Annotated in this window: 19 protein-coding genes; 8 read left to right on the forward strand and 11 right to left on the reverse strand. The window is 60.2% G+C overall.

The genetic code is table 11. The features are described from left to right. Positions 1-204 precede the first annotated feature (204 nt). Positions 205-984 (reverse strand): EcsC family protein, encoded by a 780-nt coding sequence (locus H0V34_13145; protein ID MBA2492591.1) that lies wholly within the window; start codon positions 982-984, stop codon positions 205-207. A 21-nt stretch (positions 985-1,005) separates the two neighbouring features. Next, positions 1,006-2,007 carry a biotin synthase BioB gene (bioB, locus tag H0V34_13150; GenBank protein MBA2492592.1) on the reverse strand — a complete coding sequence of 334 codons (1,002 nt, stop codon included), beginning with the start codon at positions 2,005-2,007 and terminating at the stop codon, positions 1,006-1,008. A 130-nt stretch (positions 2,008-2,137) separates the two neighbouring features. On the opposite strand from bioB, the gene H0V34_13155 reads away from it, so the two are divergent. Then, positions 2,138-2,839, forward strand: coding sequence for a ComF family protein (locus H0V34_13155; GenBank protein ID MBA2492593.1), 702 nt, complete (start codon positions 2,138-2,140; stop codon positions 2,837-2,839). Here the strand turns inward: H0V34_13155 and ubiA are convergent. Further along, the gene (gene ubiA, locus H0V34_13160; GenBank protein ID MBA2492594.1) at positions 2,836-3,729 is read right to left on the reverse strand and encodes a 4-hydroxybenzoate octaprenyltransferase; all 894 of its coding nucleotides are present in this window, start codon (positions 3,727-3,729) and stop codon (positions 2,836-2,838) included. The two genes, H0V34_13155 and ubiA, sit on opposite strands and share 4 nt — an antisense overlap. 144 nt (positions 3,730-3,873) lie before the next feature. Between ubiA and gorA the strand changes: the two genes are divergently transcribed. Then, positions 3,874-5,223 (forward strand): glutathione-disulfide reductase, encoded by a 1,350-nt coding sequence (gene gorA / locus H0V34_13165; GenBank protein MBA2492595.1) that lies wholly within the window; start codon positions 3,874-3,876, stop codon positions 5,221-5,223. A gap of 28 nt (positions 5,224-5,251) precedes the next feature. On the opposite strand, the gene aroE is transcribed toward gorA, so the two are convergent. Further along, positions 5,252-6,076 carry a shikimate dehydrogenase gene (gene aroE, locus H0V34_13170; GenBank protein ID MBA2492596.1) on the reverse strand — a complete coding sequence of 275 codons (825 nt, stop codon included), beginning with the start codon at positions 6,074-6,076 and terminating at the stop codon, positions 5,252-5,254. 71 nt (positions 6,077-6,147) lie between these two features. Continuing rightward, on the reverse strand, positions 6,148-7,149 hold the full coding sequence (gene hemB, locus H0V34_13175; protein MBA2492597.1) for a porphobilinogen synthase: 1,002 nt from the start codon (positions 7,147-7,149) through the stop codon (positions 6,148-6,150). Positions 7,150-7,345: 196 nt separating this feature from the next. On the opposite strand from hemB, the gene H0V34_13180 reads away from it, so the two are divergent. After that, the gene (locus H0V34_13180; GenBank protein MBA2492598.1) at positions 7,346-7,630 is read left to right on the forward strand and encodes a hypothetical protein; all 285 of its coding nucleotides are present in this window, start codon (positions 7,346-7,348) and stop codon (positions 7,628-7,630) included. A gap of 90 nt (positions 7,631-7,720) precedes the next feature. Here the strand turns inward: H0V34_13180 and hemF are convergent, their stop codons facing one another. From hemF to H0V34_13210, 6 genes are all read right to left on the reverse strand, one after another. Beyond that, positions 7,721-8,650, reverse strand: a complete 930-nt coding sequence (gene hemF / locus H0V34_13185) for an oxygen-dependent coproporphyrinogen oxidase (protein ID MBA2492599.1) — start codon at positions 8,648-8,650, stop codon at positions 7,721-7,723. Continuing rightward, positions 8,650-9,192 (reverse strand): Sua5/YciO/YrdC/YwlC family protein, encoded by a 543-nt coding sequence (locus H0V34_13190; protein ID MBA2492600.1) that lies wholly within the window; start codon positions 9,190-9,192, stop codon positions 8,650-8,652. The genes hemF and H0V34_13190 overlap by 1 nt, the downstream gene beginning before the upstream one ends. Before the next feature lie 58 nt (positions 9,193-9,250). Further along, on the reverse strand, positions 9,251-11,572 hold the full coding sequence (locus tag H0V34_13195) for a DNA topoisomerase I (GenBank protein ID MBA2492601.1): 2,322 nt from the start codon (positions 11,570-11,572) through the stop codon (positions 9,251-9,253). A 151-nt stretch (positions 11,573-11,723) separates the two neighbouring features. After that, complete coding sequence (locus tag H0V34_13200) at positions 11,724-12,200, reverse strand: DUF494 domain-containing protein (GenBank protein MBA2492602.1); 477 nt, start codon at positions 12,198-12,200, stop codon at positions 11,724-11,726. Then, positions 12,197-13,303, reverse strand: a complete 1,107-nt coding sequence (gene dprA / locus H0V34_13205) for a DNA-protecting protein DprA (protein ID MBA2492603.1) — start codon at positions 13,301-13,303, stop codon at positions 12,197-12,199. The genes H0V34_13200 and dprA overlap by 4 nt, the downstream gene beginning before the upstream one ends. A gap of 67 nt (positions 13,304-13,370) precedes the next feature. Then, positions 13,371-14,483, reverse strand: a complete 1,113-nt coding sequence (locus H0V34_13210; GenBank protein ID MBA2492604.1) for a LysM peptidoglycan-binding domain-containing protein — start codon at positions 14,481-14,483, stop codon at positions 13,371-13,373. Positions 14,484-14,685: 202 nt separating this feature from the next. Between H0V34_13210 and def the strand changes: the two genes are divergently transcribed. From def to H0V34_13235, 5 genes are all read left to right on the forward strand, one after another. Further along, positions 14,686-15,219, forward strand: coding sequence for a peptide deformylase (gene def / locus H0V34_13215; GenBank protein MBA2492605.1), 534 nt, complete (start codon positions 14,686-14,688; stop codon positions 15,217-15,219). A 104-nt stretch (positions 15,220-15,323) separates the two neighbouring features. Further along, positions 15,324-16,250, forward strand: a complete 927-nt coding sequence (locus H0V34_13220; GenBank protein ID MBA2492606.1) for a methionyl-tRNA formyltransferase — start codon at positions 15,324-15,326, stop codon at positions 16,248-16,250. A gap of 45 nt (positions 16,251-16,295) precedes the next feature. Next, complete coding sequence (gene rsmB / locus H0V34_13225; protein ID MBA2492607.1) at positions 16,296-17,558, forward strand: 16S rRNA (cytosine(967)-C(5))-methyltransferase RsmB; 1,263 nt, start codon at positions 16,296-16,298, stop codon at positions 17,556-17,558. 92 nt (positions 17,559-17,650) lie between these two features. Next, positions 17,651-18,247 carry a DUF4390 domain-containing protein gene (locus H0V34_13230; GenBank protein MBA2492608.1) on the forward strand — a complete coding sequence of 199 codons (597 nt, stop codon included), beginning with the start codon at positions 17,651-17,653 and terminating at the stop codon, positions 18,245-18,247. Continuing rightward, a complete protein-coding gene (locus H0V34_13235) occupies positions 18,232-20,433 on the forward strand; it encodes a HAMP domain-containing protein (GenBank protein ID MBA2492609.1) in 2,202 nt (733 codons plus the stop codon). The genes H0V34_13230 and H0V34_13235 overlap by 16 nt, the downstream gene beginning before the upstream one ends. Positions 20,434-20,510: the final 77 nt, after the last annotated feature.

Below are 20,510 nucleotides of genomic sequence, written 5' to 3' on the forward strand. Positions count from 1 at the left end.
CTGCAGAACGAGACCATGCGCCTGCCGTCGATGACCTGCTCCGGGCATTGTGGCCCTTCGGCGATGCGCCGCGCTCGATAAAGCCCAGTCGCATGGCGTAGCTCAAGTAAGGGTCTCAAATCTTTCAACGATCTTGTTCTAGCTCTGCTGTCGTAGGTCGCATCGTTCGTACAAATGCAGCCAGGCCGATCGCCGATCCCCATCCTACAGACTATCGTAAGCGGCTTTCACCAGGTCACCACCGTATTTCCGCTCCAGGCGCCGGATTACGAAATGTCCGCGCGCGATGTCCTGATAGTGGTCGATAAACAGCACGTTGATGAATGCGCCGCCGGCGGCGCCGATGACAGGGATGGCCTGCGCGGCGACTTTTTCCGAGACGACGATGCCGAAGCGCGAAGCGATTTGTGCGATCACCCGCACCAGCGCGGGCGCGCCCCGTTGGGCGACGCCTTTTTGCGCGATGTGCTGGGCCGCCTCAGCCAATACCTGCTGCAACGCGGCGCGCACCGCGAAATAGCCGGTCTCGGTGGCGTCGTCAGAAGTCGCGCGGCCGCCCAAGGCGAAAACCTCCACGCACGCGAGCTTCGCTGCCGGTGTCGCGATCAGTTCGCCTTCACTTCGCGCGACGTCCGCGATCGAGCGCAGCATCACCATCGTCGAAATCGGCAGTTCCACCGGCAGGCCCGCGAGTCCGAACGCGCCACCACCCGCGCCGGTGCCCGCCACGACGAGCTTGTGAAACAGGTTGGACGGCGGGCGCAATGCGCGCCGATCCAGGCTCGTGACCGCCAACTGCAACGCTTTTTCGAGCGCCGCGCGCGTCGAATGGTTAATTATCTCCGAGGCGGACGCGGGCAATAATCTAAGCCCCTTTTCGATCGGCGTGCCCAGTGCGTTCGCGATTCTGGCGGCGAGACTCGGGTGCTCCAGCAACGCTCTGGCGTCCCTTAAATTTTCAAGATCTTCGTTGGACAGCTTCATCGTGGCAGACGCTTTAGACCCTTATTGTGTAGCAGTCGGGGCGTTCGCGGGTAGCGCAGTACCGGCGTTCAACCGTTCTAGGCCCAGGCGTGCGAACAATCGTGCATCGCTATCGGTTTGCGGATTCGCGGTAGTAAGCAATCTTTCGCCGTAAAAAATTGAATTGGCGCCCGCGAAGAAACATAGCGCCTGGTGCTCGTCGCTCATGCTCGTGCGCCCGGCGGACAGCCGCACCATGGACTTCGGCATTAAAATCCGCGCGGTCGCAATGGTGCGCACGAATTCCAGCGGATCAAAGCTGGCGGCATCAAAAAGCGGTGTGCCTTCGACCCGCACCAGCAGATTGATCGGCACCGACTCAGGATGTTGCGGCAGATTGGCGAGTTGTTGCAGCAGGCGTGCGCGATCGCGGCGCGATTCGCCCATACCCAGAATGCCGCCGCTGCAGACGCTGATGCCCGCGTCCCGCACGTGCGCCAGGGTGTCCAGCCGGTCCTGATAAACGCGCGTGCTGATGATAGTGCCGTAGAATTCCGGCGATGTGTCCAGATTGTGATTATAGAATTCCAGGCCGACCGCGTGCAGGCGCCGCGCTTGGACGGCGGTCAGCATGCCTAAGGTGACGCATGTTTCCAGTCCCAGCGCCTTGACCGCGCGAACCATCTCGATCACCTTGTCAAGTTGCTTGTCGGTTGGATTGCGCCACGCCGCGCCCATGCAGAAGCGCGACGCGCCACCGGCCTTGGCCGCTTTCGCGCTTCTGACAACGTCGTTCAGCGGCAGCAGGGGTTCGCGTTCAAGCGCGGTATCGTAGCGTGCGCTTTGCGGACAATAGCCGCAGTCTTCCGGGCAGGCGCCGGTCTTGATCGACAGCAGGGTGCTGATTTGGATGGTGTTGGGGTCGTGATGCTCGCGATGCATAGAGTGCGCCGTGAACAACAGGTCATTGAAGGGGCGCGCAAGCCACGCCTCGATTTCATCGACACGCCAGTCGTGGCGAACAGGAAATCGACCGGGCGCCATCTCAATGGACATTTGCTGACTCATTATAACCCCTGGAATCTAACGTAAAGGCGCTGTTTTGCGCGTTGAAGTCGCGGCAAGCAAGGTCAGTCTAGCCCGCGCCATAACGCTGTCAACTTAAGGGGCTTCGATGGATTTTGGATGGACGCGCGATTTGCGCGCATTCGTGTACCCGCCGACCTGCGTGTTGTGCGAGGCGCGGGGGCATGACGACCTCGATCTGTGCGCCGCCTGCGAGGACGAGCTGCCACGTCTGGGATTAGCCTGCGCGCGCTGCGGGTTGCCGGTTACATCGTCGGATGTAACGGTTTGCGGCACGTGCCAGAAAAAGCCGCCCGCGTTCGATGCGGTGACTGCTCTGTTTCAATATCAGCCGCCGGTGAATCATCTGATCCACCAGCTCAAGTTCCACGGCCGTCTCTCGCACGCACGGCTGCTCGGGCAGCTGCTGGCTAAGCACCTGTCCGCGAGATCGGGTGTGCCGCCAGGGTGCATCGTGCCGGTTCCGCTGCATCCGCGCCGAATCCGGGAGCGCGGGTTCAATCAGGCGCTGGAGCTCGCGCGCCATGTCGGGCGACGCTTGCGGGTGCCTGTAGATTTCAAGTCTGCGCGGCGGATCAGGCACACTGATACGCAAACTGACTTGCCGGCGAAGGCGCGGCGCAGTAACGTCCGAGGCGCCTTTAAGATCGCGACGGATTTCAGGGCGTGTCACGTGGCTATTCTGGACGATGTGGTCACCACCGGCGCGACCGTCGATGAACTGGCGCGGTCCTTACGCCGCGTGTGCGCGGAGCGCATCGAGGTGTGGAGCATCGCGCGCGTGGTCTAGCGGAGCTGATAGTCCACAGCGATGCCGGCGAACACAGCCAGACCGAACCAGTTGTTGTTGAGGAAAGCGCGAAAACAGCGTGCACGTTCGCGACCGGCAATCAGCACCTGCTGATAGAGCGCAAATCCCGCCGCCCCGCACAGACCTAGAGAATAATAAAAACCCAGCCCGGCCTGGCGACCGATCAGGATCAGATCCAGCATCAATAGGAGCTGAATTGTGCCGATGATCGCGCGGTCCGCGTCGCCGAACAGAATCGCGGTGGACTTTACCCCGACCTTGAGATCGTCATCGCGATCGGCCATCGCGTACATGGTGTCGTACACGCTTGCCCACAGCACCGCAGCTATGAAGACCAGCCATGCGACCGGAGGCGGCCACGCGCCGGTCTGGGTGGTGAAAGCCATCGGCACTGCCCAGCCGAACGCTGCGCCAAGATGCACTTGCGGCAGATAATGGATACGCTTCATGAATGGGTAACTGGCGGCCAATACCGCACCCGCCACGGACAGCAGTACGGTGAGTAGATTCGTAAGGCAGACCAGCCCGAACGCGACCAGGATCAACACGATGAAGACGCCCAGCGCCTCGCCAGGTGAAATCGTGCCGCGTGCAAGCGGGCGGTCGCGCGTGCGCTCGACGTGCGGATCGAGGTCTCGGTCAGCGAAGTCGTTGATCGCACATCCCGCCGAGCGCATGAGGACCACACCCGCGATCATGATCCACAGCACACGCGCGTCAGGCGAGCCATCGGCCGCGATCCACAATGCCCACAACATCGGCCACAGCAGCAGCAACATCCCGATCGGCCGGTTCAGGCGTATCAGAAGCGCGTACTGCCAGAGCTTGTTCGCAATCGTACTCGGGCTGATGGCGGCGTGTTTACCCATTTATGGGTTCAGCCTGCGTGCCGGAACCAAGGTTCTGCTTCGATAAACGGATCAGTCAACGGATCTGACAATCGCTTCCGCGACAGATGTGATCGAACCTTGCACACGTTAAAGAAACTAAACCGACTATCGTCTCGGTGAATTATGCCAAAACACTACGACCTTATCGCCATCGGTGGCGGCAGCGGCGGCCTGTCCGTAGCGCAACGCGCGGCGAGTCATGGCGCGCGTTGTGCGCTGATCGAGCCCGATCGACTTGGCGGCACCTGCGTGAACCGCGGGTGCGTGCCGAAAAAAATCATGTGGTACGCCTCCGCGTTATCGCACGTCCTGGGCGACTTCGCCAATTACGGCTTCGATGTCACGCGCAACAGTTTCGACTGGGAGACGCTGGTTACGAGGCGTGAAGCCTTCATCCGCAAACTAAACGACTGGTATTGCACTTATCTCGCGGACAATAAGGTCAACTGGGTCCAGGCGCGCGCGCGTTTCGTTGACGCGCATACCGTGGAGGTCGCTGGCGAACATTACCGCGCCGACCATATCGTCATCGCCACCGGCGGCTCCCCTGTTGTGCCGGATATTCCGGGTTCGGAATTCGGCATCACCTCGGACGGTTTTTTCGAGCTCACGCAACCGCCCGACCGCGTAGCCGTGGTCGGCGCCGGTTACATCGCCGTTGAACTGGCCGGCATGCTCAATGCGCTCGGCAGTCAGGTCTGTCTTTATTTGCGTAAGGAACATTTGTTGCGGCGATTCGACAGCATGCTGCGCGAGGCGCTGATAGAGACGATGCGGAACGACGGCATCAATATCTTTCCGCACTCTCGGATTGAGGCTGTTGACAAGCAGCGTGATGGAAAACTCAGGCTGATGTGCGACCAATGCCAGGCGACGCTGGATTTCGATGCCGTGCTGTGGGCGATCGGCCGCGCGCCGAAAGCCGCGGAGCTAGATCTCGCCGCCGCCGGTATACAGACCAACGACGAGGGGTTCGTGCCCACGGACGGCTATCAAAACACTAGCGAGCCGGGTGTTTACGCGATCGGCGACATCACTGGCCGCGTACCGCTTACGCCGGTGGCAGTGGCCGCGGGCCGGCGGCTGGCGGATCGCCTGTTCGGGGGGCAGGCCGAGCGCTGCCTCGACTACGAAAACATTCCCTCCGTGATCTTCAGTCATCCGCCGATCGGCGCGGTGGGGCTCACCGAAGACGAGGCGCGCGCCACGCACGGCGCGGCGGTAAAGGTTTATCAGACGCGCTTCACGTCCATATACGAGGCGCTGACCGAACACAGGCTGAAGACTCAGATGAAGCTGGTGACCGTCGGCGTAGACGAAAAAGTTGTCGGCTGCCACGTCATCGGTCCCGGCGCGGACGAGATGCTGCAAGGCTTCGCGGTGGCGATCCGCATGGGCGCCACCAAGCGCGACTTTGACGACACGGTGGCCATCCATCCCACCAGCGCGGAGGAACTGGTGACGATGCGGTAAACGTCAGGAATCGCGCGGCAAAGTATAATCACACAGTACGCGACGACGCCAGTGCGGCGATAACCTCGGGAGTTTTTGGCCGTACGTCGCGCCACAAAGCGAATGACTCGGCGGCCTGCTCGACCAGCATGCCGAGACCGTCGATTGACTTTAACGCGCCGTGTTGCACGCCCCAGCGCACGAACGGAGTGGGTTCGCGGCCATAGAACATGTCGTAGCAGCACCCACCTCGTTGCAGGCAATCATCAGAGATCAATGGTACTTCGCCGTGCACGCCGGCCGCTGTGCCGTTGATGATGAGGTCGAATTGCTTGCCGCGCAGTTCGGCCAGGCCGCGGCCCTCAACGTGGCCGAGATCGCCGAAGTCGCGTGCCAGTTGCCGGGCGCGGTCGGCGGTACGATTGGCGATTACAACAGATCTCGGCCCGGCGGCCAACAGCGGCTCTAAGATGCCGCGTACCGCACCGCCCGCGCCGATCACCAGGACTGCGTTATCTTCGATACGAATGCCGTTGTTGATCGTCAGATCGCACAGTAGCCCGGCGCCGTCCGTGTTATCACCGGTTAGACGGCCGTCTTCGTGAATGACGATGGTGTTTACCGCGCCGGCGCGTTGCGCGCGCGGCGTACGTTCGTCTGTAAGCACCCACGCCTCGCGCTTGAACGGCAGAGTAATATTCAAGCCTTTGCCGCCCGCGTTCCTGAATGCGGCGACCGCTTCAGCGAAACCATCGATTGGCGCGAGCAGCGCCTCGTAACTCAGCGTCTGCCCGGTATGTTCGGCGAAGATTCTATGTATCCGCGGCGAGAGACTGTGGGCGATCGGGTTGCCCATGACGGCGTAGCGGTCCATTGATGCTTACCGACCGCGTGAATGTAGGAGCGCTTTCAAACTTGAGCGGCTTTTCGCGAATAAACTCGCGCCTACGACTCTAGCCACTGCGCCGCCTGTTTCGCGTAATAGGTAAGAATCGCGTCCGCGCCGGCGCGTTTCATCGACACCAGCGATTCGAGCACGCAGTCGCGCTCGTCCAGCCAGCCGTTTTGCGCCGCGGCTTTCAGCATGGCGTACTCGCCGCTGACCTGATACACGAACGTCGGCATTTTGAATTCTTCTTTTACGCGGCGCACGATGTCCAGATACGGCAGACCCGGCTTGACCATGACCATGTCCGCGCCCTCATGAATATCCAGCAGCACCTCGCGCAGCGCCTCGTTCGAATTGGCGGGGTCCATCTGATAGCTGTATTTGTCGCCGCCGCTTAGACTTTCCGCCGAACCGACCGCGTCGCGAAACGGCGCGTAAAAGCTGGAGGCGTATTTTGCGCTGTAGGCCAGAATGCGGACGCTGCTGTGGCGGTCGGCCTCCAGCGCTTCGCGGATCGCACCGATGCGCCCGTCCATCATGTCCGACGGCGCGACCACGTCGGCGCCGGCCTCGGCGTGTGACAGCGCCTGACGAATCAGCACATCCACCGTTTCGTCATTGGCGACGTAGCCGGATTCGTCCTGCAGCCCGTCCTGACCATGCGTGGTGAACGGATCCAGCGCGACGTCGGTGATTACGCCAAGCTCCGGGAATGCCTGCTTCACCGCGCGCACCGCCCTTTGCAGTAAGCCCTCGGCATTGTAGGCTTCGGCGGCATCCGCGGATTTCTTGTCCGCCGGGGCCACCGGGAATAGCGCGATGGCGGGAACGCCGAGGTTTAGCAGCGCTTCGGCCTCTCGGAGTAATTCGGCCACGCTTACGCGCTCCACGTCAGGCATGGAGGGAATTGTCTGTCGGCCATCGCCATCTATAACGAACAGCGGATAAATAAGATCGTCCACTGTAAGCCGGTGCTCGCGCATCAGGCGGCGGCTGAAGGCGTGCTTGCGCATCCGGCGCGGACGGGTTATCGGATAATCGCCGGTATAAATTGACATGACTGCTTCCTGTGGCGGCTGTATGGGCGCATTTCACGCGCGTCCGAAGTATCCAGAACGGAAAGGTACTCCAAGAATAGCGAACATCGACAATGGTTTCGAGCCGCGGACGACGCATCCAGACACCCTCGTTCGCCGTAATCTAAGGATGTAAGATATTATGCCCGACACCAACCCACTTCTTAGGAGCTAGAACATGAGCAAGGAATCGACGATGAAACCCCTGGCTGCCGCGATCGGTTCCGCGGTAGTTGCGTCTCTTGCGGCCGTTTCCTACGTGCAGGCCGACCAGAACCCGTTTGGCATGAGCACACTCTCCAGCGGCTACATGGTGGCGGATCATCACAAGGAAGGTAAATGCGGCGAAGGAAAATGCGGCGAGGGCAAGAAAGGCGAAGGCAAATGCGGCGAAGATAAAAAGGGCGAAGGCAAGTGCGGCGAGGGTAAGTGTGGCGAGGGTAAGTCCGGCGAAAGCATGTAGATCGCGGCAACGTCTTGTTAATCCAGGCAGCGCGCCCGCGCGGGGGCTGCCTGGATATTAAATGCGTGCTATCTCATGGTGATGCAACAGTCAGCGCAACCACTCCCTGGGGCGGAGAAATTCCTCGTACAGGCGCGCTTCCGGGCTGTCGGGCGCGGGCTGCCAGTTGTATTTCCATAGCACGCGCGGCGGCAGTGACATCAAAATCGACTCGGTACGTCCGCCGGATTGCAGACCGAACAGCGTGCCGCGATCGTAAACCAGATTGAATTCGACATAACGCCCGCGCCGGTACAGCTGGAACTCGCGCTCGCCACGTCCGAAGCTCGAATCCTTGCGGCGCTGAACGATAGGCAGGTAGGCCGGTAAAAAATGATCGCCTACGCTGCGCAGGAACGCAAAGCAGGTGTCGAAACCCCATTCGTTCAGGTCGTCAAAAAACAGGCCGCCGATGCCGCGCGACTCGTTTCGGTGCTTCAGATAAAAATATTCATCGGCCCAGTTTTTATAGCGCGGATAGACCGCCTGTCCATAAGGCTTACAGGCTTGGCGCGCCGTTGTATGCCAGTGAACCGCATCCTCTTCAAAGCCATAATAAGGTGTCAGGTCGAAGCCCCCACCGAACCACCACACCGGCTCGGCACCTGGTTTACTGGCAATAAAAAAGCGCACGTTGGCATGCGCGGTGGGGACGTACGGATTGCGCGGATGCACGACCACCGAGATCCCCATGGCCTGAAAGTCGCGACCGACCAGTTCCGGCCGGTGCTCGGTCGCCGCCGGCGGCAGTTTTTCAACGCGCACGTGGGAAAACGCCGTACCAGCCTGTTCGAACACGCGCCCCCCGGAGAGCACGCGGGTCCGGCCCCCGCCGCCAGCCTCGCGCGTCCAGGTATCTTCGACGAAGCGGCGTTTAATTTCCTCATGTTCGAACGCGGCGCACATGCGAACCTGCAGCGACAGCAGATAGTTCTCGACCGCGTGCGGATCGGGTTGCGCGGCGCCGTCTTTGATTGGCATCAGCCTGCGCGAATAACTCTGCCGGTAATGACGTCGCGGATCTCGGTGGGCCCAGCATTGTCTCCAACCGGCGCCTCGAGCACAAAGTCGAGCTTGTCGCCGAAGATTTGTCTGACTTCCACGGCGTTCGTAGCAGGCAGTTCGCCGCCAATGTTGGCGCTGGTGGAGACGAGCGCGCCGCCGGCCAGGCGGCACAATTCAGCGGCGACAGGATGCGCGGTGATCCGAACAGCCAGAGTATCGTGATTTCCGCGCAACAGAGGCGACGCGTCACGCGACGCCGGTATTAACCAGGTTACCGGCCCCGGCCAGGTTTGATTGACTCTTTGCATTTGCGCGGGTGTGAGCGTGTCTAGGAACGGATCGAGCTGATTGAACGCCGCAGCAATCAATATCAAACCTTTATCGCGCGGCCTTCGTTTGAGATGCAGCAACCTCTCGACTGTGGCATCAAGGGTCGGATCGCAACCCAGGCCGAACACCGCTTCCGTCGGATAGGCGACAAGCCCGCCTGCGCGAACAATCTCCGCTGCGCGTTCGATTGCTTCAGTCAGCGGGTCGTTCGTCACGCAAGCGCTTTGCCCGACTAACGGCGATGCGTCAGCCGCTCGCGCTGCGTTTGGGCGGCGCGCGGCGGCGCGCTTTCTTGGCGGGCGCCTGCTCGATCAACTGTTCGCATTCCTGCAGGCTCAGCTTGGCAGGCTCCTTGTCCTTGGGGATTCTGGCGTTCTTGCTGCCGTTGGTCACGTAGGGCCCGTAACGACCGTTAAGCACGCGAATTTCTGTGTCGCTGAATTCCTGGATGATGCGATTGGCGTCCAGCTCCCTCTTTTCCGCGATCAGCACCAGCGCCCGGTCGAGATCGATCGTGTACGGATCATCATCCTTCAGGGAAACGAACTTGTTGCCAAATTTCACGTAAGGCCCGAAGCGTCCGATGCTTGCCTGCACGGCTTGTCCGTCGGCGGTCTCGCCAAGATTGCGCGGCAGCTTGAACAACGGCAACGCCTCGTCCAAGGTCACACCATCCATATTCTGGCCGGGGCGCAGGCCCGCGAAGCGCGGCTTTTCCTCGTCATCCTTGGTGCCGATCTGGACAAAGGGCCCATAGCGACCCATACGTACGGTCACCGGGCGGCCGCTTTCAGGATCTTTGCCGATCTCGCGGGACTGCACGGCCTGCTCGCGCGACACGTTCGTTTCCTTGTCATCGACCAGCGCCTTGAACGGCCCCCAGAACTCGCGCATGACGGGCACCCACTCTTTTTCGCCACGCGAGATCTCGTCCAGCTCGTCCTCCAGGCGAGCGGTAAAGTCGTAGTCAACGTATTGCGTGAAATGCAGGGTCAGGAATTTGTTGACCACCCGACCGATATCGCTCGGGTGAAAGCGCCGTTCAACAAGCTCCGCATACTCGCGATTCTGCAAGGTCGAGATGATGCTGGCGTACGTTGACGGGCGCCCGATGCCGTACTCTTCCAGGGTTTTAACCAGAGTCGCCTCAGTGTAGCGCGGTGGCGGTTCGGTTAAATGCTGTTCCGGTCGGATGCCAAGCAGGTCAACGATTTCGCCCTCGTCGAGCTCCGGCAACAAGCGTTCATCGCTTTCCACTTTTGCATCGTCGGTACCCTCGCGATAGACGAGCATGAAGCCCGGATCTTTCACTGACGAGCCGGTGGCGCGAAAACGGTGGTCCTCCCCACAGGACAGATCCACAGCGACGGTATCGAGCAGCGCGGGAACCATCTGGCAGGCGACTGTGCGCTTCCAGATCAGATCGTAAAGCTTGACCTGATCGGACTTTAGATAAGACTTCAGTTCATCCGGTATGCGCCAGGCTGAAGTAGGCCGGATCGCCTCGTGCGCTTCCTGCGCATTTTTTGATTTGTTTTTGTACTGGCGCGGCGCATCGGGCAACTTCGCCTTACCGTAGCGTTTGGCGATCAGTTCGCGCAGTTCGCCTAACGCCTCGTTGGCGAGTGTGACCGAGTCGGTGCGCATGTATGAAATCAGGCCGACCGGCCCGGAGCCGAGATCGATGCCCTCGTAAAGCTGCTGGGCCACGCGCATGGTGCGTTGCGCGGTAAATCCAAGCTTGCGCACCGCTTCCTGCTGCAACGTCGAAGTGGTAAACGGCGCGGCCGGGTTACGGCGGCGCTGCTTTTTGTCGATCTTTATGACGCGCAGCTTAGCCTTGGCGGCATTCAGCAGCGTCTCCTTTGCGGCTGCGGCGTCCTGCTCGTTGGTTATATCGAACTGTTCGAATTTCTTGCCGTGATACACACTGAGTCTCGAACTGAAAGGCTCGCCCTTCTTGCTGGCATCCGCTTCCAAGGTCCAGTACTCGCGAACTTCGAACTTTTCGATTTCCTCTTCACGCTCGCAGATCATGCGCAACGCCGGGCTTTGGACTCTTCCCGCCGACAGGCCGCGCTTGATCTTCTTCCACAACAGCGGCGACAGGTTGAACCCGACCAGATAATCCAGCGCGCGCCGTGCCTGTTGCGCGTTGATTAGATCGATGGAAAGTTTGCGCGGGTGCGCGATGGCCTCTTCAATGGCGCGCTGGGTAATCTCGTGAAAGATGACTCTGTAAACCGGCTTCTTCTTCAGCGCCTTGCGCTCGCGCAGAAGTTCGTAAAGGTGCCAGGAGATGGCTTCCCCCTCGCGATCCGGATCGGTAGCGAGATACAGAGCATCGGCGCCGGCTAATGCTTTGGCGATTGCCTTGACATGTCGCTCGTTCTTTTCGATCAAGTCGTACTTCATGGCGAAATCCTGGTCGGGGTCGACCGCCCCCTCTTTGGGCACGAGATCGCGCACATGCCCGTACGACGCCAGGACCGTAAAGTCGACGCCTAAGTATTTCATGATGGTTTTCGCCTTTGCGGGCGATTCCACGATAACCAGATTTTTGTTCATTTCCCCAACAACGGAAAGTACAGGAAATCATGCGCCAGGCAGACCAAAGCGATCAACCTTGCGCTACGTACACTTGAGAATTCTTACAGAGCCTTGGCTGGTTCGCGGTAACCTCGATCCCCGGCTCGAGGGTCGAGCCGCTATTCTGGACTCAGTGCAGGTAACTGGAGGTGTCCTCCATCACTATGCCCTCCAGCCAGGTGTAGGCCGCCTCCTCGCCCGGCAGATTGAACAGCACCATCAAAATAATCCACTTGAGTTGTTCGAGGTCGAGGTGTTCGTCGTCCAGCGCCATTACGCGATCGATTACCAGTTCGCGGCTGGTAGCCGTCAATACGCCCGTCTGCTCAAGAAACATCAGGAATCCGCGGCACTCGCGATCGAGCTTTTGCGCCTCGCTGGTGTGATAGACGCGCATGGTGCGCGGTGCGGGCAGATCTTCCTGCGGCAGATCTTTCCAGCCGGCCAGCCCTTCGAGCCAGTCAAAGGCTTTCTCTATTTCGCGATGATGGAAGCCGGCCTCCAGAAGTTTGGACTGCAACGCCTCCCGGTCTAGCTCAACCTCGTTATCATCATCGATATAGCTCTCAAAGAGATACATGAGTACGTCAAGCACCGATTCTTTCATTCCGTAATTCCCGGGTTGAGGCGCATGTAGAACCCGCCCTCGGCGGCAACTAGACTCTTTAGCTCCAGCGCAATCAGCATGGATGAAACCTTGTCCGCGGTCAATCCACTGCGTTCGATGAGCGTGTCCATGGATATCGGGTCGTAGCCCAGACTGTCGAGCAGGGCGAGATATTCTTTGTCAAGTTCTACGAGCGCCGGTTCAGTATGCGGAGTCGCCCTCGAGTACGGCTCAATCTGGCTTCTAATCTCTTCGAGTATGTCGTACGCGGACTCGACCAGCTTGGCGCCCTGGCGTATTAAATGATGGCAGCCTCGCGCGACAGGATTATGAATCGAGCCTGGTATCGCGAAAACCTCGCGGCCTTGTTCAGCCGCGCAGCCGGCGGTTATGAGAGACCCACTGCGGCGTGCCGCCTCCACGACCAGCACGCCCAGACTCAGTCCGCTTATCAATCGATTTCGGCGCGGGAAGTGCTCCGCTCTTGGCGCTACGCCGGTCGGAAATTCCGACACCAGAGCACCGCGCGCCGCAATGCGTGTCGCCAGCTCGCGATGCCTGGCAGGGTAAACGCGATCCAGGCCGGTGGCGGCGACCGCAATGCTCAGCCCGCCGGCTGCAAGCGCACCTTCGTGGCTGGCCCCATCAATGCCGATCGCCAGCCCGCTGGTAACGATCAATCCGGCATTCGCCATATGTGCGGCGAATGTATGGGCATTGTCGCGACCAGCCGGGGTTGGTCGCCGGCTGCCAACGATAGCAATCTGAGGATCTGCTAGGCAATGGGGGTCACCATTGACGAATAGCACTGGCGGCGGCCCATGGATTTCGCGTAATTGCCTGGGATATTCCGGATCCCCGATAACCAGAACATGATGGGGCGGCTGCGCCGACCATGCCAGATCCTGGTCTATCGCATGCAAGTTCGGCTTGCTGAAATGGGCGAAAATTTCTTCCGTGAACCCGAACCGCTTTAACTCCGAATGCCGCGCTCGCAGCGCCTGACCGGGCGATCCAAATACCCGGATCAATGCCTTGTAGGTGACGGGCCCGACGCCGGGCACGCGCAATAACGTAAGCCAGTCGGCCAGGTCGGGCCTCACCTGTAGTGCACCGTGGCCGGTCGGGCGCCCAATGGAACTATTCCGGGGCGTGGCGTGGCCGCCGTCTCTATTCCGGCGGTTGCACCGTGTCGCCCACTTCTATGGGGCGTGTGGCGTCCATAACCAGCGCATAACTGACTTTCTCGAATGTTCGGAAAACCATCATCACACCCGCTTTCTCCGCCGGCAATACGACCGACTTGCTTTGCACCGCTGTGGCAAAAGGATCGCCTACCGTGCGCCCGGCCTGAAAAACGGCCAGTACGTGACCCTTCTCGATGCCGTCGCGCGCGCCTATGTTCAGCGCCGCGACCTGATGCTGTCCTATCTGGCGAATAGCGTCAAATACCGAGATGATCACGCCATTGATTGCGCGTGCGGGCGCCCTTGGCAAGAACACACGGTCCTGTTCCTCATTGATTGGCAGTAATCGATCGCCCTTAAGCGCCTCCCGCTGACTGTTTTCAAGCATCACGGTCGCGGGATCGCCGCCTTTTATCACCATGGCGTCGGCGATGAGTATTGCCTCGTAACCCAGCAATTCGCGTGTGGCGGGATCGCGCAGGGCTTGCCCTGGTCGAAATAGACTATACCGTTCGTTTTTGTTAAGAATCTGCGGGCCGCGAACGTAAACGCGATCGCCGCTACCGTAAATCAGGCGATCATCCTGCGCGCCCAGGATGTAGGGCGCCGTGTCGAGCTGCTCCTTGCTCACGACACGGGGCCGGATAATGAACTGTTGAATCGATTGCACCGGCACACGATTCTGGTCGTCCGCCAAAGCTTCCACGCGAACGCGCGGCGAAAGTCTGATCGTGGAACTGCCGCCGATGCGCGGCCCATCGCCGACCTGAATGTACGGCCGTCCATCAATGTAGACGATCGTCAGCACATCACCAGGATAAATAAGGTGCGGGTTGTCGATCTGAGGGTTGACGCGCCAGATCTCCGGCCAGAACCACGGACGCTCAAGAAATTCCGAGGCAATATCCCAGAGGGTATCGCTTTTCACGACAACATATTCTTCGGGAGCCGTCGATTTCAGCGCCACGGAAGGCTCCGAATACCGTGCCGGTGGGGTTTCCGCAGACACCGGGCCGGCGTTGTGTGGCTCGGCGGCAGTCGGCGCGTTTGCCGCGACCTCCGGCCGGGGCGCGGGATTATTTGCACATCCTGCCATCGTTGAAACCAACGTGAGCGCGTTAAGCAACGACTTTGAACTGCGGTAAGCTAAAAAGCGTGTCAACATCGGTTGTTCCCTGGTCGTGGGGGGTGGATCATTGACGTTTGTGCGCGGACGTGCCGGCAGTTGCAATTTCTGCTATGTTGATAATTACATACAGATACTTGTGGGTAACTTCTGACGATGTGTGGTGATCACCATGGCCTTGCTTGACATATTACAGTTCCCCGATCCGCGATTACGTCACACTGCGACGCCGGTGGAGCGGGTGGACGATAAAGTGCGACAGACGGTCGGTGACATGTTTGAAACCATGTACAACGCACCTGGCGTGGGGCTCGCCGCAATTCAGGTCAATATCCGGCAGCAAATCGTCGTCATCGATGTATCGGAGGACAAAGGCCAGCCTATGTGTCTGATCAACGCAGAGATTCTCGCCAGAGAGGGCGCGGAAGAGATGGAAGAGGGTTGTCTGTCGCTACCCGGGGTTTTTGAGACGGTCAGGCGCGCGGCAAGCGTGGTGGTGCGTGCGCTGAACCAGGACGGCGAACCTTTCGAGATCGCAGCCGACGGTTTGCTGGCGGTTTGTATTCAGCACGAAATCGACCACCTGAACGGCAAACTGATTATCGATTATCTGTCGCCGCTAAAGCGCCAGCGCTTGCAGAAAAGATCCGAAAAGGCAAAACGCCTGGGGCTGGACATTCCCGAAGGTAAGCGAAACGCAATTTAAGGCAACTCAATGCGGGATAACAGCGGATCACCGCACGGCGTCCTCGGCCTCAGGCTCGTTTTGAAAGCCATCCTGAATTTATCCTGCGGTCATGACCAGCGCGCATGCGGTTGATTTTCGCGGGCGCGCCGGCATACGCGCTGCCCGCGCTGCGCGCCCTGGTCGGTTCGCCCCACGAGATCGTTGCCGTATTCACGCAACCCGACCGCCAGGCGGGACGTGGCCGTACGCTCCGCTCAAGCCCCGTCAAACGCTTCGCGGAGCAACACGGATTGCCGGTTTATCAGCCGGCCAGCCTTGCTACGCGTGATGCCGAGCAGACCATCGCGACATTGCCCGCAGAAGTCATGGTGGTGGCAGCATATGGTCTGCTATTGCCGAGGGCGATATTGAACCAGCCGCGGTTTGGCTGCATCAATATTCATGCTTCGCTGCTACCACGCTGGCGCGGGGCGGCGCCGGTGCAACGCGCGATCCTGGCCGGCGATGACCAATCGGGCGTGACCATCATGCAGATGGCGCCGGGCCTGGATACGGGTGATATTCTCATGCAGTGGCTGACCCCCATCACCGCTGAAGACTCGGCCCAGACCCTGCACGACCGCCTCGCGGAACTCGGGGCAGGGGCCCTGCTCGCCACCCTGGAAAAAATAGAAACTGACACGCTCTCGCCCCTGGCGCAAAACGATCGCGAGGCCACGTATGCGGCCAAGCTCGAAAAATCCGAAGCAGAAATCGACTGGCGCGACGACGCGGCGGCGTTGTCGCGACGAGTACGCGCGCTGGCGCCGTGGCCGGTGGCTCAGACGCATTATGACGGCAAGCCGCTGCGGGTCTGGCAGGCGCTTGAGTTGCTGGGCAAATTCGTCGCGCGCCCTGGTCATGTGATCGCGGCGACCAGGCAGGGCATCGATGTCGCCACGGGCGACGGCGTTCTGCGTTTGCTGAAAGTACAGCTGCCGGGAAGGCGGCCGATCAGCGCCGCCGACTTTGTCAATACGCAATCCATCGAGGGGATGCAGTTTCCTTAGTTGAATCCGCGTGAGTTGACCACATCCCTCAAAACGCGGCACGCGATGCCGCCGCGCGCGGCGGCGGCGCGCGTTTTGCGTCGCGTCGCCGGTGACCGTGAGTCCTTGTCTCGTGCGATCGCGGCCGAACTCCACCGGGTCGGGCCGGAGCGGCAGGCGTTACTCAAAGAGCTGTGTTTCGGCGTGGCGCGCTGGCACATGCGGCTTGGCCCGATCCGCGATCGGCTGCTGACGAGGCCGCTCAAGCCCAAAGACCTGGACATCGCATGTCTGCTAGAGGTCGGCTTGTACCAGCTCATTTACATGCGCCTGCCCGCGCATGCCAGTGTCGACGAGACCGTGCGCGCCGCGGACGCGCTGAACAAACCCTGGGCAAAAGGAGTAGTCAACGCGGTATTGCGTAGCTTCGAGCGTGAGTGTGGGCAATTACTGGCGACACTGGATCGGCAAGCGGAAATCCGTTTGTCTCATCCAGCTTGGCTGCTAACGCGTATGCGCAGCGCATATCCTAATGACTGGGAACGAATCTGCAGCGCGGCTAACGCGCATCCTCCGATGACCTTGCGCGTCAACTGCACCATCGTCAGCCGAGATGACTATCTACTGAGGCTGGAAGCCGCCGGACTGCCGGCGCGCGCGCATGGCCCCGTAGCTAGCGCATGCACCCTCGAGCATCCGGTAGACGTGCATCGCCTGCCGGATTTTGCGGCCGACGCCGTAAGCGTACAGGATGCGGCGGCGCAACTCGCAGCACCGCTGTTGCGGTGCGAGCAAGGAATGCGGGTATTGGATGCCTGCGCGGCGCCGGGCGGGAAGGCGGCTCATTTATTAGAGCTTTTTAGAGGAAACATCGACCTTACCCTAGTTGAAATCGACACAGAACGCGCGCGATTGCTGCAATCGACATTAACGCGCGGCGACTGGCGAGCGACATGCTTTGTTGCCGATGCTGCGCGGCCGGAAGACTGGTGGGACGGTAACCGGTTCGACCGCATCCTGCTGGATGCGCCGTGCTCCGGCACCGGGGTAATCCGGCGGCATCCGGACATCAAGCTGCTGCGGCAACCCAGCGATATCCTTTCGTTACAATCACGCCAGATTGCGCTACTGGAGGCCCTCTGGCCGTTGTTGAGTGACGGGGGTATGCTGTTGTATGCGACCTGTTCCCTGTTGCCCGAGGAAAATGCGCAAGTTATTGAGAAATTTATGGCAAACAAGGCCAACGACACGGCTCGGCTGATCGAGTCGCGGATGACCTTGCCCGGTGACGACGATATGGACGGCTTTTACTTTGCATTGCTGGAATAACGATGGGCCAGTTAAGGCGAAGGTGGCCGTGGGGATTACAACGCCAATTCGGGTTCGCGTAGCGCGCATGAGCATTCGGTGCACACACAGACATGTTAATCGCTGGACGACAGTCTGACTCGCGGCTTCGATTCGTCAGTCCCTCGCTGTTGCTTCTGTTGGTGTTGGTCGCGTCTGGATTTCTCGGCGCTAACGCACAAGCAGCCGGATTTCGGATATTGGACGCTGACACCCGGCTTCTGGATGGTGTTTATCGATTAAACGCCGACATCGATTACGAGCTTACCGCACCCGTGCGAGAGGCGCTGCTCAATGGCATCTCGCTCGTTTTCGAGGTGCAGATAGAAGTACTGCGTGGTCGCTCGTACTGGTGGGACGCGAGCGTGGCAGCGCTCAACCAGAGCCACCGCCTGACTTACCATGCCTTAAGCCGTCAGTTCGTCGTCGAAAACCTCAATACCGGTCTGCAACAGACGTTTTCCGATTTGCCTTCCGCGCTACGGCAGCAAGGTACCTTAAGGCAATTGCCGCTGATCGATGCGGCGCTGCTCAATGACAACCGCACCTACACGGCAAATCTGCGGGCGCGGCTTGCGCTCAATGAGCTCCCGCTGCCGATTCGCGTCAGCGCCTACCTGTCGCGCGCCTGGCAGCTTAGCACCCGATGGCACACCTGGACGCTGTCATGAAACGCGCTTCCATAAGCCTGATCCCGGTGCTGGGTCTGTTCGCCATCCTGCTTGTATCGTTGTATCTGATGGGCGACGCCACCGAAAACGCGGCACGCTTCGGACGCTCCTACACGTGGCTGGTGCTGCTCAATACGCTCGTGCTGGTGGTGCTGGTTTATCTTATTGGCGCGAACCTGATCCGGCTGACGCGACAGGTCCTCGCTCACCAGCCCGGTGCTCGCCTGACGGCGCGCCTGATGCTGATTTCGATCGTGCTGGCGATGGTGCCGGTTGCGATCGTTTACACGTTTTCGATCAGGATGCTGGATCGAGGCATCGACAGCTGGTTCGACGTGCGGGTGGACAACGCCTTGCAGGACGCGCTGGAACTGAGTCGGTCGTCGCTGGACCTGGTGATGCGCCAGCTAAAGCACCAGACCGAACCGATGGCGAAATTCCTGGCTGGTGTTCCCGATGCGCTCGCGCCGCTGAATCTGCACGATTTGCTGCGCGACAGCGGTGCGATGGAGCTGACATTGTTCGGCGCCGACAGCCGCATCATCGCCACCAGCAGCGAAGTATCGAGTGCGATCGTGCCGCAATTGCCCAGCGATACCATACTCAGGCTGGTGAGTCAGGGGCAAGGCTACGTCGGTCTTGACCCGGACAAAAAATCCATGCGCATCCGTCTGGTGGTGCCCGTGCCAAATTCCCCGAACGGGTCTCAAGCGCGGTTTTTGCAGGCGCTGTATCCGTTGACCGACCGCATCGGCCAGCTGGCCGGGAGCGTGGAGAGTGCTTTCGGCCAGTACAACGAACTGGTTTACCTGCGCGAACCGCTGAAGAAAAGCTTCATGCTCACCTTGTCGCTGGTGCTGCTGCTGGGCTTGCTGTTTGCGGTTTGGGCGGCGTTTTATTCGTCGCGGCGGCTGATGGCCCCGATCAGCGAACTGGCGGAGGGCACCAGGGCCGTCGCGGCAGGCCAGTATCACAAGCGACTACCGGTCGCGAGTCAGGACGATCTGGGTCAGCTGGTGCAGTCATTCAATCAGATGACTGAAAACCTTTCGGCGGCGCGCGACGCGGCGGACCGCAGTCAACGGCAGGTGGAGAACCAGCGCGCCTACCTGCAGACCCTGCTGGAGCATCTGTCTTCCGGCGTCATGAGCCTCGATGAAGATCACATACTTCGCACGGTGAACGCGGCGGCCAGCCAGATTCTGGGCCTTAGTCTGGACGAGTATCAGGGCCGCCGACTCACCGACCTGGGCCGTGAGCACCCGATACTCGCGCGCTTTTGCGAGATATTGGACCCGCTCATTTCCAACGTGGGCAGCGAGTGGCAGGAGCAGCTGGTCCTGTTCACCGCCAATGGCCGCAAGATATTGATATGCCGGGGCGCGCCGCTACCGGCCGAGGGTAACCTCGCAGGCGGGCACGTGGTGGTATTCGACGACATCACCGCGCTGGTGCAGGCTCAGCGCGATGCGGCATGGGGCGACGTCGCGCGCCGGCTCGCGCACGAGATTAAAAATCCGTTAACGCCCATCCAGCTGTCCGCGGAGCGGCTGCGCCGCAAGCTTTTGCCGCAGCTCGGTCGCGAGGACGCCGAGGTTGTCGATCGCGCCACGCATACCATCGTGCAACAGGTCGAATCCATGAAAACCATGGTCAATGCCTTCAGGGATTACGCGCGACCACCAGCGATGCAGATCGTGCCGCTGGATTTCAACAAGCTGATACTCGAAGTGGTCGAGCTGTATCGGGCCAATCCGGTCGGCGCCCGGCTGGAGCTCGATCTTCAGCAGGACGCGCCACAGATCAAAGGCGATTCGGTGCGGATCCGACAGTTGCTGCATAATCTCATCAAGAACTCGCTGGAAGCGCTGGAGGGGTACAAGCAGGGCACGTTGCGTATTTCCACCCATTGTATCGAGGATGGCGGGAGCCAGTTTCTGGATTTGCGTGTCGCCGACAATGGTCCCGGTTTCCCGGCCACCTTACTGGACCGGTTATTCGAACCGTACGTAACGAGTAAGATCAAGGGCAACGGCCTGGGGCTCGCGATCGTTAAAAAAATTGTTGAGGAGCATGGTGGCATGGTATGGGCGCAGAACACCCGCAAGGGCGGGGCGTGCGTACTGATCCGGCTGTTACCGCTGAGCGCTGATCAACATCCTAAACTGGAGGGAGACGCAGCATGAGCGCATCGCATATTCTGTTCGTTGACGACGAGCCGGACATCCGCAATCTGGTGCAGGAGATCCTGTCAGACGAAGGC

The organism is Gammaproteobacteria bacterium (assembly GCA_013696315.1).
Classification (GTDB): domain Bacteria; phylum Pseudomonadota; class Gammaproteobacteria; order JACCYU01; family JACCYU01; genus JACCYU01.

Coding starts and splice junctions, on each gene's coding strand:
- aroE (MBA2492596.1), bottom strand. CDS start 6,076: ATGGACCGCTACGCCGTCATGGGCAACCCGATCGCCCACAGTCTCTCG.
- def (MBA2492605.1), top strand. CDS start 14,686: ATGGCCTTGCTTGACATATTACAGTTCCCCGATCCGCGATTACGTCAC.
- hemF (MBA2492599.1), bottom strand. CDS start 8,650: ATGCCAATCAAAGACGGCGCCGCGCAACCCGATCCGCACGCGGTCGAG.
- H0V34_13200 (MBA2492602.1), bottom strand. CDS start 12,200: ATGAAAGAATCGGTGCTTGACGTACTCATGTATCTCTTTGAGAGCTAT.
- ubiA (MBA2492594.1), bottom strand. CDS start 3,729: ATGGGTAAACACGCCGCCATCAGCCCGAGTACGATTGCGAACAAGCTC.
- rsmB (MBA2492607.1), top strand. CDS start 16,296: ATGCCGCCGCGCGCGGCGGCGGCGCGCGTTTTGCGTCGCGTCGCCGGT.
- H0V34_13180 (MBA2492598.1), top strand. CDS start 7,346: ATGAGCAAGGAATCGACGATGAAACCCCTGGCTGCCGCGATCGGTTCC.
- gorA (MBA2492595.1), top strand. CDS start 3,874: ATGCCAAAACACTACGACCTTATCGCCATCGGTGGCGGCAGCGGCGGC.
- H0V34_13230 (MBA2492608.1), top strand. CDS start 17,651: ATGTTAATCGCTGGACGACAGTCTGACTCGCGGCTTCGATTCGTCAGT.
- H0V34_13210 (MBA2492604.1), bottom strand. CDS start 14,483: ATGGCAGGATGTGCAAATAATCCCGCGCCCCGGCCGGAGGTCGCGGCA.
- bioB (MBA2492592.1), bottom strand. CDS start 2,007: ATGGCGCCCGGTCGATTTCCTGTTCGCCACGACTGGCGTGTCGATGAA.
- H0V34_13145 (MBA2492591.1), bottom strand. CDS start 984: ATGAAGCTGTCCAACGAAGATCTTGAAAATTTAAGGGACGCCAGAGCG.
- hemB (MBA2492597.1), bottom strand. CDS start 7,149: ATGTCAATTTATACCGGCGATTATCCGATAACCCGTCCGCGCCGGATG.
- H0V34_13195 (MBA2492601.1), bottom strand. CDS start 11,572: ATGAACAAAAATCTGGTTATCGTGGAATCGCCCGCAAAGGCGAAAACC.
- H0V34_13155 (MBA2492593.1), top strand. CDS start 2,138: ATGGATTTTGGATGGACGCGCGATTTGCGCGCATTCGTGTACCCGCCG.
- H0V34_13220 (MBA2492606.1), top strand. CDS start 15,324: ATGCGGTTGATTTTCGCGGGCGCGCCGGCATACGCGCTGCCCGCGCTG.